At 63.9% G+C, this 15,268-nt stretch carries 15 protein-coding genes and 1 pseudogene; 9 read left to right on the forward strand and 7 right to left on the reverse strand.

Features of this window, described 5'->3' with window-relative positions; translation table 11 throughout:
* The 4 genes and pseudogenes from F3H96_RS06765 to F3H96_RS06780 form a co-directional block, all read right to left on the reverse strand.
* Positions 1-272: pseudogene (locus F3H96_RS06765) on the reverse strand (hypothetical protein); the annotation flags it as partial.
* A 78-nt stretch (positions 273-350) separates the two neighbouring features.
* A complete protein-coding gene (gene cobO, locus F3H96_RS06770; RefSeq protein WP_149791179.1) occupies positions 351-965 on the reverse strand; it encodes a cob(I)yrinic acid a,c-diamide adenosyltransferase in 615 nt (204 codons plus the stop codon).
* A 1-nt stretch (position 966) separates the two neighbouring features.
* Positions 967-1,512, reverse strand: a complete 546-nt coding sequence (gene cobU / locus F3H96_RS06775) for a bifunctional adenosylcobinamide kinase/adenosylcobinamide-phosphate guanylyltransferase (RefSeq protein ID WP_149791180.1) — start codon at positions 1,510-1,512, stop codon at positions 967-969.
* 134 nt (positions 1,513-1,646) lie between these two features.
* Positions 1,647-2,333, reverse strand: a complete 687-nt coding sequence (locus tag F3H96_RS06780) for a gamma-glutamylcyclotransferase (RefSeq protein WP_149791181.1) — start codon at positions 2,331-2,333, stop codon at positions 1,647-1,649.
* 104 nt (positions 2,334-2,437) lie between these two features.
* Here F3H96_RS06780 and F3H96_RS06785 point away from each other — a divergent pair, with 104 nt between their 5' ends.
* Entirely contained in the window at positions 2,438-3,616 is a 1,179-nt protein-coding gene (locus F3H96_RS06785) for an aromatic ring-hydroxylating dioxygenase subunit alpha (protein WP_149791182.1), read from the forward strand.
* On the opposite strand, the gene F3H96_RS06790 is transcribed toward F3H96_RS06785, so the two are convergent.
* Complete coding sequence (locus tag F3H96_RS06790; protein ID WP_149791183.1) at positions 3,608-4,807, reverse strand: MFS transporter; 1,200 nt, start codon at positions 4,805-4,807, stop codon at positions 3,608-3,610. The genes F3H96_RS06785 and F3H96_RS06790 overlap by 9 nt on opposite strands.
* A 219-nt stretch (positions 4,808-5,026) precedes the next feature.
* Here F3H96_RS06790 and F3H96_RS06795 point away from each other — a divergent pair, with 219 nt between their 5' ends.
* Complete coding sequence (locus F3H96_RS06795) at positions 5,027-6,028, forward strand: DUF1624 domain-containing protein (protein ID WP_149791184.1); 1,002 nt, start codon at positions 5,027-5,029, stop codon at positions 6,026-6,028.
* Positions 6,025-6,504, forward strand: coding sequence for an isoprenylcysteine carboxylmethyltransferase family protein (locus F3H96_RS06800; RefSeq protein WP_149791185.1), 480 nt, complete (start codon positions 6,025-6,027; stop codon positions 6,502-6,504). Before F3H96_RS06795 ends, F3H96_RS06800 begins: the two co-directional genes overlap by 4 nt.
* Positions 6,505-6,842: 338 nt before the next feature.
* Here the strand turns inward: F3H96_RS06800 and F3H96_RS06805 are convergent, their stop codons facing one another.
* Both F3H96_RS06805 and mgtE read right to left on the reverse strand, forming a co-directional pair.
* Positions 6,843-7,229: a MerR family DNA-binding transcriptional regulator gene (locus F3H96_RS06805; protein ID WP_027168973.1), complete on the reverse strand. Its 387-nt coding sequence runs from the start codon at positions 7,227-7,229 to the stop codon at positions 6,843-6,845.
* Positions 7,230-7,373: 144 nt separating this feature from the next.
* Positions 7,374-8,792 carry a magnesium transporter gene (gene mgtE, locus F3H96_RS06810; protein WP_149791186.1) on the reverse strand — a complete coding sequence of 473 codons (1,419 nt, stop codon included), beginning with the start codon at positions 8,790-8,792 and terminating at the stop codon, positions 7,374-7,376.
* A gap of 359 nt (positions 8,793-9,151) precedes the next feature.
* Here mgtE and F3H96_RS06815 point away from each other — a divergent pair, with 359 nt between their 5' ends.
* The 6 genes from F3H96_RS06815 (at position 9,152) to F3H96_RS06840 (ending at position 15,251) form a co-directional block, all read left to right on the forward strand.
* Positions 9,152-9,823, forward strand: coding sequence for a response regulator transcription factor (locus F3H96_RS06815; RefSeq protein ID WP_244619927.1), 672 nt, complete (start codon positions 9,152-9,154; stop codon positions 9,821-9,823).
* A 121-nt stretch (positions 9,824-9,944) separates the two neighbouring features.
* On the forward strand, positions 9,945-11,135 hold the full coding sequence (locus F3H96_RS06820) for an aminotransferase class V-fold PLP-dependent enzyme (protein ID WP_149791188.1): 1,191 nt from the start codon (positions 9,945-9,947) through the stop codon (positions 11,133-11,135).
* Positions 11,136-11,145: 10 nt separating this feature from the next.
* Entirely contained in the window at positions 11,146-12,096 is a 951-nt protein-coding gene (locus F3H96_RS06825) for a CoA ester lyase (protein WP_149791189.1), read from the forward strand.
* A gap of 56 nt (positions 12,097-12,152) precedes the next feature.
* Positions 12,153-13,340 carry a malate--CoA ligase subunit beta gene (locus F3H96_RS06830; RefSeq protein ID WP_149791190.1) on the forward strand — a complete coding sequence of 396 codons (1,188 nt, stop codon included), beginning with the start codon at positions 12,153-12,155 and terminating at the stop codon, positions 13,338-13,340.
* A gap of 13 nt (positions 13,341-13,353) precedes the next feature.
* On the forward strand, positions 13,354-14,253 hold the full coding sequence (gene sucD, locus F3H96_RS06835) for a succinate--CoA ligase subunit alpha (protein ID WP_140689771.1): 900 nt from the start codon (positions 13,354-13,356) through the stop codon (positions 14,251-14,253).
* A gap of 29 nt (positions 14,254-14,282) precedes the next feature.
* The gene (locus F3H96_RS06840) at positions 14,283-15,251 is read left to right on the forward strand and encodes a D-glycerate dehydrogenase (RefSeq protein ID WP_149791191.1); all 969 of its coding nucleotides are present in this window, start codon (positions 14,283-14,285) and stop codon (positions 15,249-15,251) included.
* Positions 15,252-15,268: the final 17 nt, after the last annotated feature.

Raw genomic sequence — 15,268 nt, forward strand, 5'->3', positions numbered from 1 at the left:
TCCAGTTCCACACACAGTTCGTCGAGCGTCAGATCGCCATTCTCGGCCATCCGCTGGCGCACGAAGTCGGCGTGAGCGGCCAACTTGCCGCCGCCAGTGCCATGGCCTTGCCGGCGCGGCTCAAGCGAGCCCCGCTCGGCGCGCAGCTTCATCAGATCGTTCACGAACTTCGGCGAAACCCGGAAATGACGCGACGCCTCACGGTTGCTGTTGCCCTCATCCACAAACGCCGCAACACGCTTACGCAACGCCATCGGTAACGGCTTGCCCATCACGGTTCTCCCTTCCGCCGCAATGAATCATCAAACCGTCATTCAGGGAATCCCGAATCCTTTAAAGGGCGACGTGCTTTAGAACTCGATCCCCTGCTGCGCTTTCACGCCGCCCGAGAAATGGTGCTTGGTCAGCCCCATCTCCGTGACGAGGTCGGCCGCCTCGACAAGCAGCGGCTTGGCGTTGCGGCCGGTGACGATCACATGCAGATCGTCCCGGCGCGCCTTGAGCGCCGCGACGACCTTCTCCAGATCGAGATAGTCGTACCGCAGCGCGATGTTGAGCTCGTCGAGCACCACGAGGCTGATCGACGGATCGGCCATCAGCTCAAGCGCCTTGGCCCAGGCGGCTTCGGCGGCGGCGATGTCGCGCTTCAGGTCCTGCGTTTCCCAGGTGAACCCCTCGCCCATCGCATGCCAGACGACGCGGTCGCCGAAGGCTGCGAAAGCGTCCTTCTCGCCGGTATGCCATTTGCCCTTGATGAACTGGACGACGCCGACACGCTTGCCGTAGCCGAGCATCCGGAGCGCCAAGCCGAAGGCGGCCGTGGTCTTGCCCTTGCCCGGCCCGGTGTTGACGATCAGCAATCCTTTCTCGATCGTCTTGCCGGCCACTTCCGCATCCTGCACCGCCTTGCGCTTGGCCATCTTGGCGCGATGGCGCTCGGCTTCCTTGTCATGGATCTCGGTCATGTCATTTCACCTTGAGCGGCAACCCCGCCACCATCATAAGCACGCTGTCGGCTATCGCCGCGACCTGCTGGTTGAGGCGACCCGCCGCGTCGCGGAACCGGCGCGCCAGCGCGTTATCGGGCACGATGCCGAGACCAACTTCGTTCGAGACCACGAACCACGGCCCACGCGGCCGCGACAGCACATCCGCCAGTTGCCGGCATTCGGCCTCGACATCATGTTCGGCCAGTATCTGGTTGGTGAGCCACAGCGTCAGGCAATCGATCAGCACAGGCTGGTGATCCGGCAAGGCCTGGACTGCGCCGACCAGGTCGAGCGGCGCATCAATGGTCACCCAGCCTTCGCCCCGCCGCGACCGATGCAGCGCGATGCGTTCGCGCATCTCGTCGTCATAGGCCTGCGCCGTGGCGATGTAGGCCCAAGGCGATGGAAACGCCGTCGTCAGGCTTTCGGCATGCCTGCTCTTGCCCGAGCGCGCACCGCCGAGGATGAAAGTCAGTTTCCGATCGGAAGCTGTGCCGCCGCTCGCGGCTGTCGCGCCGGTCATTCCTGGCCTTTCATTCTCGGATGAATCTTTGTCGTGGCTATGAACAGCCAACGGCGCGCGACTTTAGGCAGAACCGCCGTGGCCGGCAAACCAAATTCCGGCACCGCAAGCACGATTGCGGCAAGGCTTTCGTGCTACGCAGCGGCGATGCGGGCGGCGACGAGCTGCTGCAGCCGCCACAGATGCGCGTCACGGATGCCGCGCTGCTCGAGATTCTTCACCGTGTTGTAGAGATAGTCGGCGCCCGAGCCCCAATGGCCGCAGGATGTGGCAAGCCTCTCCACCACTTCGTCCTCGCTGAGCGGGCCGGCATAAGTGGTGCCCTGGCGATTGATGACGAAGACCAGCGCCCGCAACGGTCCCTCGTCGGTTGAAAGCTGCAGCAGGCGCGGCCAGTAGCTCGTCGGCTTCAAGGTCATCTCGCGCCGGAAAAGCTTGTCCAGCGCTTGCCTGCGGTTGTCCTCGACCAGCCGGAAAGCAACCCCTTTGCACTGACCTCCGCGATCGAGCGCCATCATGAGGCCGGGTTGCTCCTTGGTGCCGCGCCAGCGCGTCATCTTCATGCAGAACGAGCGGTGCCAGCCGCGCGCAAGCGCCACGCGTTCCTCGGTGTGCTCGATCTCCGGCTTCCAGATCAGCGAGCCATAGCCGAACAGCCAAAGCGGCTCGGTCGCGGGAAGCTGCGCCTCGAACGCGTCGAGCATCGCCTCATAGTCGCCGTCATCTAGATGCGACGCGTGAGGATCAGGCCCCGTGTCCTCGACCACGCGAAAACAGCGGGCGACCAGTTCCTCGGTAAGCGACATGGTTCTTGGCAGCATACACCCGACTTTAAGGTCCCCGCGCCGGCGCTACAATCGGGGAGGACCGACAATTGACAACGGCTTTGCCCGGGTGTCGGCTGTCCTCTGCCAGGGAGAAGCCGATGCAGCCCAATCCAAGCGATCGCGATCCTTACAACGGCCTGACCAGCCTCGAGCCGACTTTGCCGTCGGCCGCTTATTGGGACGCCGATGCGTACCGGCGCGATCTGGACGCCATCTGGTATCGAAGCTGGCTGATGATCTGCCGCGAGGCCGATCTCGCCGAACCCCTCGCTTTCCGCACGATCCGCATCGGCTCGCAGGAGATCCTCGTGCTGCGCGACGAGACCGGGAGCCTGCGCGCCTTCCACAACACCTGCCGGCATCGCGGCTCGCAGCTTTGCCAGGAAAGCGCCGGCCGGCTGAAAGCCAGGCTGCTGACGTGCCCCTACCATGCCTGGTCCTATTCGCTGCGCGGCGACCTGGTGCGCGTGCCGTCGAAATCACTGCCCGAGGGCTTCGACAAGGCCGACTATCCGCTCTATCGCGTGGCGCTTTCGGTGTGGCGTGGCCTCGTCTTCATCAATCTTTCCGACGGCCCCGCCGGCTCGGCGGAAAGCGCCTTTGACCGGGCCTCCGGCGATCTTTCCAACTGGCCGCTTGAGACGCTTGTGACCGGCCACCGGCTCACCAAGGTGATGAACTGCAACTGGAAGATTTTCTGGGAGAACTTCAACGAATGCCTGCACTGTCCAGGCGTTCACAAGGATTTGTCGCGGCTGGTGCCGATCTATGGGCGAGGCCTGATGGCGAGGCATGACGATCCGGAATGGATCCGCCACGCTGACAACGATGCGCCGGAATTCTCCGGCCGCCTGCGCGCCGGGGCCGAGACCTGGTCGAAGGACGGACACGTCCACGGCCCGATCTTTCCCGGCTTGACACCGGCCGAGCGCGCCGCCGGCCAGACCTATGCCACGTCGCTGCCCTCGATGTTCATCGTCGGCCATGTCGATTACATGCGCATCGTGCGGCTGGCGCCGCTCGGCCCCGAGCAGACTGAGCTCACCGCCGAATGGCTGTTCGCGCCGGATGCGCTGGGAAGGACCGATATCGACAACATCGTCGCCTTCGGCACCCAGGTGCTCGAGGAAGACGCGGCGATCTGCGAGGTCAATCAGAAGGGCCTGCGCTCGATGCGCCATCAGGCCGGCGTGCTGATGCCGGAAGAATACGACCTGCATCGTTTCCACGACTGGGTGCGCGAGCGCCACGCCGCATATCAATCCGGATCAAAATGACTTCGGCAGATAGCGCCAGGTGACGAAGCCGCAGAAAGCGGCCAGAATTCCGAGGGTGACAAACACCGAGCCAAGGCCGAAGAAGGAGAGCACCACCGAATAGACGAGCGGCGGCGTCAGCTCGGAAAAATCGAGATAGGTGCGGTAGACCGCCGCCATCTGGGCCTTCTCGTAAGCGCGCACCGAGCGCAGGAAGGCGGTCGAGCCGAGCGCGTCGAGCGCGATGGTGAACAAGGCGCCGCAGAGCAGCAGCGCGCCGGAGAGCAACGGCGCGGCCTCGCCGATGCCGCCCGCCGCAAACAACGCTGCCGACATGGCGAAATAAGCGAAAGTCATGACGCGTCGCCCGCCGAAGCGCTTGCCTGCCCTGCCCCAGAAGATCGCCACGAACAAAAGCGCATTGCCTGCCGAAACCAGCAATCCGCCGGCGAGTTCGCCCTGGCCGGTGATCACCATGAACAACGGTCCATAGACGAAGAACGTCGTCCAGAAGCAGGAGCGGCCGAAGGCGATCAGCCAGGCGAGCCGCAGCCTCGGCTGCGCGACAAAGCGGCCGATATTGGCAAGCGGATTGGCGGGGCGCGACTTGCCGGGCCGTATCGACTGGTTGTCGGTCAGCCGGTAGAACCAGAACAGGCAAAGCAGCGCGAACGCAAACACCACGACTGCGCCATGCGCGGCATAGATGCCAAAATGGGTATAGAGGAAGATGCCGAGCGTCGGCCCGCCCGTCCAGGCGAACATCGACCATGCCATGCGCAGCGATTCCGCTTGCATGAAGTCGGTCTTGCGGATGTGGTCCATGATGTAGAGGTTGAGCGTGATCGACAGCGCGCTCGCCCCCATGACGCGGCAAAGCATGCCGGCGATCTGTCCCGGCAGCGTGTGGGTGACGAAGAAGGCTGAGCCGATCGCAAGCAACAGACAGCCGGCCGTGTAGACCCAGCGTCGCGCGAAGCGACGGATGAGCATCGGCATGAACAGCGTGACCGAAAGGCCCATCAGCGACACGATGGTGTAGAGGATCGAGACGATCCGTTCGTTGTGCAGGATCTCGTAGGCCTCGATCGGGATCACGCTGGAGACCGTGGCGCGGGCGAACGATTCCACCGCATAGAGCGAGGCGAAGGTGCGTGCGTCCGCCGGCCGCAAGGCCGGAAGCCAGATCGGATGGCGCACATGGGTGGACATCGCCCCTCCGAAACGTGAATCACGCCCCAAATCTGGCCGGACCAGACGCGGGCCAGTAGCAGGAAACCGACCCCGAGAGGCCGAAAAGCGAAGCCTGCCAAAGGCTTTCCGCCGCTGGCCTAAAGCGACGGCCCTTGCGGGGAGCGGCGCGCCCTGCCTTCTGTTGCCACGCAGAACCGTGATAGTCGTTCGGCAAGACTGAATCGGATTGCGAGATCAATGAGCTTTCAAACGTCCAGCGAACCCGTTCAGGACACCCCAAAGCACGGCCGCATACAGGCTATCGACATCCTGCGCGGCATCGCGCTGATTGCGATGGCGAGCTATCATTTCACCTGGGATCTCGAAAACTTCGGCTACACCGCGCCCGGCCTCACCGCCGTCGGCTGGTGGAAGCTCTATGCGCGCTGCATCGCCTCGACCTTCCTGTTCCTGGTCGGCGTCAGCCTGTTCCTCGCCCATGGACGCCAGATCCGCTGGCCTGGCTTCTGGAAGCGCTTTGCCATGGTCGCCGGGGCGGCGATCGCCATTTCCGCCGTTACTTATTTCGTCACGCCGGACGGGTTCATCTTCTTCGGCATCCTGCATGAGATCGCCCTGGCCAGCCTGCTCGGCCTCGCCTTTCTCAGGCTGCCCTGGCTGCTGACGGCCATCATTGCCGCAGCCGTCATTGCCGCGCCTTACTATCTGCGCGCGGAGTTCTTCGACCATCAGGCGCTGTGGTGGGTCGGCCTTTCCGTCACGAATCCGCGTTCCAACGACTATGTGCCACTTTTCCCGTGGTTCGGCGCTGTTCTGCTGGGTATCGCCGCGGTGAAGCTCGCCTCCTCATCCGGCCTCCTCGCCCGGTTGGGAACGCGGGTGCCCGGCCGCTGGTCCAACCCGCTGACCTTCATCGGCAGGCATAGCCTGGCCTTCTACCTCATCCACCAGCCGTTGCTGTTCGGCTCGGTGTGGCTGTTCTCCCAGGTCATGCCCGCCGCCCCTCAGGATAGGGAAGCCGGGTTCCTGCGGGCTTGCCAGGCCCAGTGCGAACAGCAGCGGGACAGCAAGTTCTGTTCCAGCTATTGTGGCTGCATGCTGGACACGCTGAAGGGCGAAGGGTCTCTCGACAAGCTCTACGCCAACGACCAATCCAGCGTCTGGAAATCGCATCTGGCCGATCTGGCGAGCACCTGCACCGCCGCCACGGAGGATCAGATGCAGGGAGGGCAGCAATGACAGGTATCGCAAAGCCCAGACACGGGATCATTCCATGGCCGCCGGTGATCTATGTGGTGGCGATCGCGCTCAGCGTCGTCCTCGGCATGCTCTACCCGCTGCCGTGGATCGGCGACATCTTCGGCGATCTCCTGTTCGGCGTCGGCTGGGTGGCGCTGTTCGGCGTCGCCATGCTCTGGGTCACGGCCATTCGCGTCATGATGCGGGCCAAGACGACATTGGATCCCAATGCCGAGCCCGATCATCTGGTCACGTCGGGTCCCTTCGGCATAACCCGCAACCCGATGTATCTTGCGAACACGCTGCTGCTGATCGGCGTCGCCTTCATCACCGGCATCGCCTGGTTCTTGCTCCTTGCTTTCCTCGCCGCCTTCGCGACGCAGAAACTGGCGATCGAGAAGGAGGAAAAAATCCTGGCGGCGAAGTTCGGCAAGAAGTACCGCGACTATGCCAAGCGGGTGCGACGCTGGATTTGAGGCCGCGTTGCCTGGATCGGTCGCGCGTCAAGCGACCTCAGTCGGCAGATCGCGTACCTTCGCGTTTGGCCGGAACGCCCGATCCCTCGTCATCCTAGGGCGAAGCAAGGAGCGGAGCGACGCGCGCAGACCCTAGGATCCATGCCATGACGCTAAGGCGTTGCAACGGTTCAGAATTCTGCTCCGCTGTACTCTACGATCAAGGTAACGGCATGGATCCTAGGGTCTCCGCGACGCCGCTCCGCGGCTGCTCCGCCCTAGGATGACGAAGCTCGAAAGCTCCTGCTAATCTCGAACGTTTGCGATAATTAGCCCTGCAATCTCCGGCTTGCTGTGCTTCACGTATTCACGCCCAACTCAGCCAACCGTTCCACGCAGGACTCCTCAGCCTGGTCGAGCTCGGCCAGAGTCTCTTCGAGGTCGCGCCGCTTCTGGCGCAGGTCCTCGCGCTTTTCCTCGATGCGCTTGATCATCAGCTTGAGCTGGCCGACCTCGCCGGGCGGCTCCTTGTACATCTGGATGATCTCGCGGATCTCGTTGATCGAGAAACCGAGCCTTTTTCCGCGCATGATCTGGCGAATGAGATGCCGGTCGGAGGGGCGAAACAGCCGCGTGCGGCCGCGCCTCACCGGCTGCACCAGCCCTTCATCCTCGTAAAAGCGCAACGTCCGCGTCGACACATCGAATTCACGCGTCAGCTCGGTGATCGTGTAATATTCCCGCATTCCCGCTCCCAAGCCCGGGCATCGCCGTTTGGAGCGTCGCCCTTCCCTCCGATTAGACCCATCCCGCGCCGGAATCGGCGCGCGACCCCGGGACAACCTCGCATGGCATTTACGTAAAAGTCAATTAACGGCAGGTTGCTGATTTTAGGGAACCCTAAACCACCAGGTCGCCAACCCGAGGAAGGCGAAAAAACCGACGCAGTCGGTAACGGTGGTGACGAAGACGGCCGATGCCACCGCCGGATCGATCTTGAAGCGGTCGAGCACCAGCGGGATGAGGATCCCGGCAAGTGCCGCGGCGAACATGTTGATGATCATTGCCGCCGCGATGATGCCGCCCAGATTGGAGTCGCGGAACCAGAAGCCGGCGACCATGCCGATAAGCACCGCAAAGACAATGCCGTTGATGAAGCCGACACCCAGTTCGCGACGGATGATGCGGGCGGCGTTGTAGATATCGAGGTCCTTGGTCGCCAGCGCGCGCACGGTGACGGTCATGGTCTGCGAACCGGCATTGCCGCCCATGCCGGCGACGATCGGCATCAGCACCGCTAGCGCCACGATATGCTCGATCGTGCGGTCGAACAGGCCGATCACCGAAGCGGCGAGGAAGGCGGTCACAAGGTTGACCAGCAGCCAGGGCACGCGCGAGCGCGAGGTGGCGAGCACAGTGTCGGACAGTTCTTCGTCGCCGACGCCGCCCATGCGCAAAAGGTCCTCCTCCGCCTCCTCCTGGATGACGTCGACCACGTCGTCGATGGTGAGCACGCCGACCAGCCGCTCGTTCTCGTCGACCACGGCCGCGGAGAGCAGGTTGTATTGCTCGAACTCCCGCGCCGCCTCCTCCTGATCCATCGTGGCCGGGATCGCATGCAAGGTCTCATGCATGACCTCCTCGACCTTGACCGCGCGTTTGGTGCGCAGGATCTGGTCGAGGTCGATGGCCCCCATCAGCTTGAAGCTCGGGTCGATGACGAAGATCTGGCTGAAGCGCTCGGGCAGGTTCTTGTCCTCGCGCATGTAGTCGATGGTCTGGCCGATCGTCCAGAATGGCGGCACGGCGACAAACTCGGTCTGCATGCGCCGCCCGGCGGTCTCTTCCGGATAGTCCAGCGCCCGCCGCAGCCTGATGCGCTCGGTGAACGGCAGCTGCGACAGGATTTCGTCCTGGTCTTCCTTCTCGAGGTCCTCGAGGATGTAGACGGCATCGTCTGAATCGAGTTCCTGCACCGCCTGCGCGATCTGCGCGTTGGGCAAATTGTCGACGATGTCGAGGCGGATCGCCTCGTCGACCTCGGTCAGCGCCGAGAAGTCGAAATCGGAGCCGAGCAATTCGACCAGCGCGCGGCGCTGTTCGGGATGAAGCGCCTCCAGCACGTCGCCGAGCTCCGACTGGTGCAGGTCGTCGACTTCGCGCTTGAGCGTGATCGTGTCACGGTCGGCGATGGCTGCGCCGATCCGGGCAAGGAAAGAGGCACGGACGGCGCCGTCCTCGCCATAGACATCGGCGTGGTGCTCCTCGGCGGGCGCGGCGCCCGTCGTCTGTCTGTCCTGGCCTTCCACCAGCATCTCCCGCCAACAGGAATCCCGAAGGGTGTCAAAACTGGTCTAGTGCATGATCCCGAAAAGAGGAAACCGCTTTTGGGAAAATCCAAGACCGGCTCGGCAGATAGCGCGGCAATGAGATTCGTCTTTGCAGGATGTCACGCTAGAGCCCGGAATGGCCAAGGAAATGTCGCGGCGATCCACCCTCCAGAGACGCTAGATTGCGATGCGTCGCGGGTGTGACAATGGCTTCAGCCGACGCGACAGCGCATGTCGCTGGGGAAAGAGCACGCCTTCACCGTTGAGGCAGAATTGCCATGACGCGCGATCCAGCCGGATCGGGACGTCCCCCAATCGGTCGAGGACAAACGCTGCCCTTGAACATCAAGTCTGGAAAGACGAACGAGGGAAATACCGAGCGGCGCGTTCGCGTGGTCGTTGCCGAACGCAATCCATTCGTTGTTTCGGCGCTGCGCGAAATGCTGGAATGCGACGGCCGCTTCGATTTGCTGGGTGCCGTGCACAGCGGCGCGCAATTCCTGGAACTGGCCGCCACCACGAATTTCGATGTCGCCGTCATCGGCTGGAAACTCGGCGATATGGATGGCGCAGATGTGCTTACAGAGGTTCAAAACCGCCAGCTTGGCGTGCGCATCACGGTCTTCTCCAACGACCACGACATCGGCATCCTGAAACAGTGCGTCCGTCTTGGCGCGCAGGGCTACTGCTTCCAGTTCGACGATCCGCCGGTGATCTTCGAAACGATCCTGGCCGTCGCGCATGGCCGTATCTGCATCCCCTATATCGACATCAACAAGGTCAACGACACGCCGCTGTCCCGGCTCACCGTGCGCGAGCGCGAATTGCTTGCGGTGCTTTCCGACGGCTGGACCAACCTGCAGATCGCCACCCGGACCGGGATTTCCGAGAATACGGTGAAGTATCACTTGAAGAATCTCTACGACAAGCTGGACGTGCGCAACCGCGCCATGGCCGTCGCGCTCTATTCCAGCGAGAAAGGCCGCACGCCCAAATCGCCTATCGGGTAGGCCGGTCGGGTAGGATCGTGCCACCCGCAAGGGCCAACAACTTACCCGGCAAGGTGTTGTTGCGAAGGCTCTTCAAAACGAGAATTCCTCCACAATCCCAAACGACCGGAGGAGTTCGCGCATGGCTGGGTTCACGCATCTTTTCATCCCGGGGCCCACCAATATTCCCGAACAAGTCCGCCAGGCCATGAACCTGCCGATGGAGGACATGCGCGCCGCCTCCTTCCCCGACCTGACGCTGCCGCTGTTCGAGGACATCAAGAAGGTTTTCAAGAACGAGACCGGCCGCGTCTTCATCTACCCCTCCTCGGGCACCGGCGCCTGGGAAGCGGCGATGACCAACGTGCTCAGCCCTGGCGACAAGGTTCTGATGTCGCGCTTCGGCCAGTTCTCGCATCTGTGGGTCGACATGGCCGAGCGCCTCGGCTTCGATGTCGACGTCATCGATTGCGAATGGGGCACGGGCGTTCCGCTCGAAACCTATGCCGAGCGGCTGAAGGCCGACAAGGCGCACCTCATCAAGGCGGTATTCTGCACGCAGAACGAGACCGCGACCGGCGTCACCAGCGATGTCGCCGGCTGCCGCGCCGCGCTCGACGCGGCGAACCACCCGGCCCTGCTTTTCGTCGATGGCGTCTCGTCGATCGGCTCGATCGACTTCCGCCAGGAGGAATGGGGTGTCGACTGCGCCGTCAGCGGCTCGCAGAAGGGCTTCATGCTGCCCGCCGGCCTCGGCTTCCTGTCGGTCAGCAAGAAGGCGCTGGCTGCTTCGCGGGTGGCGACGCACCGGCATTGTTATTTTTCCTTCGAGGACATGATCCGCACCAACGACGCCGGCTATTTCCCCTACACGCCAGCGACGCAGTTGCTGCGCGGCCTGCGCGCCTCGCTCGACCTCATCGCCGAGGAAGGACTGGACAACATCTTCGCCCGCCACCATCGCCTGGCGGAAGGCGTGCGCAAGGCGGTCGACGCCTGGGGCCTGAAACTCTGCGCCAAGGCGCCGAAATGGCATTCCGACACGGTGAGCGCCATCCTCGTGCCGGACGGCACCGACAGCGCCGACGTCGTCAAGCGCGCCTACCAGCGATACAACACCTCCCTCGGCGGCGGCCTCAACAAAGTGGCCGGCAAGGTGTTCCGCATCGGCCATCTCGGCTGGTTGAACGAGGTGATGGTGCTCGCATCGCTCTCCGCCGCCGAACTGACGCTGCTCGACTGTGGCGTCGACCTGGCGCCCGGCTCAGGCGTCGGCGCGGCGATCGAGCATTTCAGGCGCACCGCCGCAATGCCGGTCGCAAAGGCAGCGTGAGGGGCGCATCATGAGCCACACCATCAACCACCTCAAGAAACTCAGGCTGCAGCGTAGCGAGCTGGCCGTGCCCGGCTCCAGCCCGGAGATGATCGACAAGGCGGCGAACAGCGCTGCCGACTTCGTCTTCCTCGACATCGAGGACGCAGTCGCGCCGCCCGACAAGGAGCGCGCCCGCAAGAACATCATCCAGGCGCTGAACGACATCGACTGGCGCGCCAAGGGCAAGACCGTCTCGGTGCGCATCAACGGCCTCGATACCCACTACATGTACCGCGACGTCGTCGACGTCATGGAACAGGCCGGCGACCGGCTGGACACCATCCTGGTGCCGAAGGTCGGCGTGCCGGCCGACCTCTATATGGTCGAGGCCATGGTCAACCAGATCGAGATGGCCAAGGGCTTCAAGACCCGCGTCGGCCTTGAAGCGCTGATCGAGACCGCGCTCGGCATGGCCAATGTCGAGGCGATCGCCGCCACGCCCGGCCGGCTGGAAGCCATGCATTTCGGCGTCGCCGACTACGCCGCCAGCAACAAGGCGCGCACCGTCAACATCGGCGGCCTCAATCCCGACTATCCCGGCGACCAGTGGCATTTCGCGCTGTCGCGCATGACGGTCGCCTGCCGCGCCTATGGCTTGCGCGCCATTGACGGGCCGTTCGGGGATTTCTCCGACCCGGAAGGCTACACGGCGGCCGCCCGGCGTGCTGCCGCGCTCGGCATCGAAGGCAAATGGGCGATCCACCCTTCGCAGATCGCCTTGGCCAACGATGTGTTCTCGCCGCCGGAGAAGGAGGTCACACGCGCCAGACGCATTCTCGAGGTGCTGAAGGAGGCGGAGGCGCTTGGCAAGGGTGCGGCGGCGCTCGACGGCAAGATGATTGACGCGGCGTCGGAACGCATGGCGCGCAACGTGCTGGTGGTGAACGAGGCGATCGAGCGCGCCGGCCAACTTGGTTAGCTGACAAAAGCCACACGCCGCGCATTAAGGCATTAAGAATTTACCGGGAGGACATGATGGACATTCACGAATACCAGGCCAAGGAACTGCTGGCCCGTCACGGCGTGCATGTGCCGCGCGGCGGTCTTGCCTACAGCCCCGAGCAGGCGACTTACCGGGCGCGCGAGATCGGTGGCTCGAAATGGGTGCTGAAGGCGCAGGTTCATTCCGGCGCGCGCGGCAAGGCCGGCGGCATCAAACTCTGCTCCAATGATGAGGAAATCTCCAACGCGGCGGAGGGCATGCTCGGGCGCAAGCTGGTAACGCACCAGACTGGCCCGCGCGGCAAGCTGATCTCGCGCCTCTATCTCGAGGAAGCCGTCGACATCGCGCAGGAACTCTATCTCGGCTTTGTGCTCGACCGCAAGGAAGAGCGCGTCATGATCGTGGCCTCGGCCGCCGGCGGCATGGAGATCGAGGACATCTCCGAAAAGAAACCGGATTCCATCATCCGCGCCACCGTCGATCCCGGCGTCGGCATGCAAGGCTTCCAGGCGCGCGAAATCGCCTTCGGCCTCGGGCTTGAAAGCAGCCTGATCGGCAAGGCCACGGAAACAATCCTCGGCTGCTACCAGGTGTTCCGCGACTACGACGCCTCGATGCTGGAGATCAACCCGCTGGTGGTGACGCGCGACGGCAGCCTCGTCGCGCTCGATGCAAAGATGTCGTTCGACGAGAACGCGCTGTTCCGCCGGCCGGAAATCTCCGAACTGCGCGACAAGAGCCAGGAAGATCCGCGCGAAACTTTCGCCAGCGACCGCGGCCTTTCCTATGTCGGGCTGGACGGCAATATCGGCTGCATCATCAACGGCGCTGGGCTGGCCATGGCGACGATGGACATGATCAAGATCGCCGGCGGCGAGCCTGCCAACTTCCTCGACATCGGCGGCGGCGCTTCGCCCGAGCGGGTGGCGAAATCCTTCCGCGCCGTGCTCGGCGACAGACAAGTCGAGACCATCCTGGTCAACATCTTCGCCGGCATCAACCGCTGCGACTGGGTGGCCGAGGGCGTCATCAAGGCGATCCGCGAGGTCGGCGTCGAGGTGCCGCTGGTGGTGCGGCTCTCAGGCACCAAGGTCGAGGAAGGACGCAAGATCCTGGCCGATTCCGGCGAGAAGGTGATCGTCGCCGACACGCTGGCCGAAGCGGCCGAAAAGGCCGTCGCCGCCTGGCGCGCGGCCACCAAGAACAAAAAAGCAGCCTGAGGGAGGTCGACAAATGGCAATCCTGCTCAACCGCAGCACGCGCGTCATCGTTCAGGGTTTCACCGGCAAGATCGGCAGCTTCCATGCCGACGACATGAAGCGCTACGGCACCAAGCTGGTCGGCGGCGTCACCCCCGGCAAGGGCGGCCAGACGCATCTCGGCCTGCCCGTTTTCAACACCGTCAAGGGCGCGGTGCGCGAAACCCGCGCCGAGGCCAGCATCGTCTTCGTGCCGCCGCCCTTCGCCGCCGATTCGATCATGGAGGCGGCGGATGCCGGCATCAAGCTTTGCGTCTGCATCACCGACGGCATCCCCTCGCAGGACATGATGCAGGTCAAGCGCTACATGCGCCGCTACCGCTTCGAGGACCGCATGCGGCTGGTCGGCCCGAACTGCGCCGGCGTCATCACGCCGGGACAGGCGCTGATGGGCATCATGCCGGGCAGCATCTATCTGCCTGGTCGCGTCGGCATCGTCGGCCGCTCCGGCACGCTCGGCTACGAGGCCGCCTCGCAGATGAAGGCACTGGGCATCGGCGTGTCGACCAGCGTCGGCATCGGCGGCGATCCGATCAACGGCTCGTCCTTCAAGGACATCCTGCAGCTTTTCGAGCGTGACGAGGACACGGACGCCGTGGTGATGATCGGCGAGATCGGCGGCCCGCAGGAAGCCGAAGCCGCGATCTGGGCGCGCGACAATATGAGGAAGCCGCTGATCGCCTACATCGCCGGCCTATCCGCGCCGAAAGGCCGCCGCATGGGCCATGCCGGCGCCATCATCTCGGCCTTCGGCGAGTCGGCGCAGGAAAAGGTCGAGATCCTGAAGGAAGCCGGTGTCGTCATCGTGCCGACCCCTGCCTCGTTCGGCGAGGTCGTGGCCGACACGCTGGCGCGGACGAAGAAAGCGGCATGACCGCTGCCCATGGAACGGCAGGAAATTCGATGAAACCGCGTTTGATTGTCACCAGGAGATGGCCGGCGGCCGTCGAAGCGATCCTCTCCGACCGCTTCGACACGACGCTTAACGCCAGCGATACGCCGCTCAGCCCTGCCGCAATGACGTCGGCCTTCGCCGATTTTGACGCGATCCTGGCAACGGTCAGCGACCGTTTGCCTGGCGCGGTATTTCCCGAGGGCGCCGCCCGTACCCGGATCATCGCCAATTTCGGCGTCGGCTTCAGCCACATCGATGTCGCGGCGGCCAGCGAACGCGACATCGTGGTGACCAACACGCCGGGCGTCTTGACCGATTGCACCGCCGACCTTGCGCTCAGCCTGATGTTGGCTGTCGCGCGCCGGACCGGCGAGGGCGAACGACAGCTGCGGGCCGGAGAGTGGCCTGGCTGGTCGCCGACTCACATGGCCGGCGCGAAGGTGTCTGGCAAAACCCTGGGCATTGTCGGCATGGGGCGCATCGGCAAGGCGACAGCCAGGCGCGCGCATTTCGGCTTCGGCATGAAGATTGTGTTCTTCAACCGGTCGCCGGTGGATGATGAGGAGACGCGCGCCATGGGCGCGGAGCAGATGCCGACCTTGGACGATGTGCTCACGGCGTCCGATTTCGTGTCGCTCCACTGTCCGGGCGGTGTGGAAAACCGCCATCTGATCGATGCTCGAGGCTTGCGCTTGGTGAAACGCGGCGCGTTCCTGATCAACACGGCGCGTGGCGACGTCGTTGACCAGGATGCCCTGATCGGCGCGCTGGAGAGGCGCGAGATCGCCGGGGCGGGTCTCGACGTCTTTGCCGACGAACCGGCGGTTCCGGAGGCACTCAAGCAATTGGAGAACGTCGTGCTGCTGCCGCATCTCGGCAGTGCGACCGAGGAGACGCGGGTGGCGATGGGCATGAAGGTGGTGGAGAACCTGACCGCCTTCTTCGAGGGTCGCCCGGTCCCCGACCAGGTCGCCTGACAGCCGGCGCCGCCTTC

This window comes from Mesorhizobium sp. NFR06, assembly GCF_900115245.1.
GTDB lineage: Bacteria > Pseudomonadota > Alphaproteobacteria > Rhizobiales > Rhizobiaceae > Mesorhizobium.

Coding starts and splice junctions, on each gene's coding strand:
- cobO (WP_149791179.1), bottom strand. CDS start 965: ATGACCGAGATCCATGACAAGGAAGCCGAGCGCCATCGCGCCAAGATG.
- cobU (WP_149791180.1), bottom strand. CDS start 1,512: ATGACCGGCGCGACAGCCGCGAGCGGCGGCACAGCTTCCGATCGGAAA.
- F3H96_RS06780 (WP_149791181.1), bottom strand. CDS start 2,333: ATGCTGCCAAGAACCATGTCGCTTACCGAGGAACTGGTCGCCCGCTGT.
- F3H96_RS06785 (WP_149791182.1), top strand. CDS start 2,438: ATGCAGCCCAATCCAAGCGATCGCGATCCTTACAACGGCCTGACCAGC.
- F3H96_RS06790 (WP_149791183.1), bottom strand. CDS start 4,807: ATGTCCACCCATGTGCGCCATCCGATCTGGCTTCCGGCCTTGCGGCCG.
- F3H96_RS06795 (WP_149791184.1), top strand. CDS start 5,027: ATGAGCTTTCAAACGTCCAGCGAACCCGTTCAGGACACCCCAAAGCAC.
- F3H96_RS06800 (WP_149791185.1), top strand. CDS start 6,025: ATGACAGGTATCGCAAAGCCCAGACACGGGATCATTCCATGGCCGCCG.
- F3H96_RS06805 (WP_027168973.1), bottom strand. CDS start 7,229: ATGCGGGAATATTACACGATCACCGAGCTGACGCGTGAATTCGATGTG.
- F3H96_RS06820 (WP_149791188.1), top strand. CDS start 9,945: ATGGCTGGGTTCACGCATCTTTTCATCCCGGGGCCCACCAATATTCCC.
- F3H96_RS06825 (WP_149791189.1), top strand. CDS start 11,146: ATGAGCCACACCATCAACCACCTCAAGAAACTCAGGCTGCAGCGTAGC.
- F3H96_RS06830 (WP_149791190.1), top strand. CDS start 12,153: ATGGACATTCACGAATACCAGGCCAAGGAACTGCTGGCCCGTCACGGC.
- sucD (WP_140689771.1), top strand. CDS start 13,354: ATGGCAATCCTGCTCAACCGCAGCACGCGCGTCATCGTTCAGGGTTTC.
- F3H96_RS06840 (WP_149791191.1), top strand. CDS start 14,283: ATGAAACCGCGTTTGATTGTCACCAGGAGATGGCCGGCGGCCGTCGAA.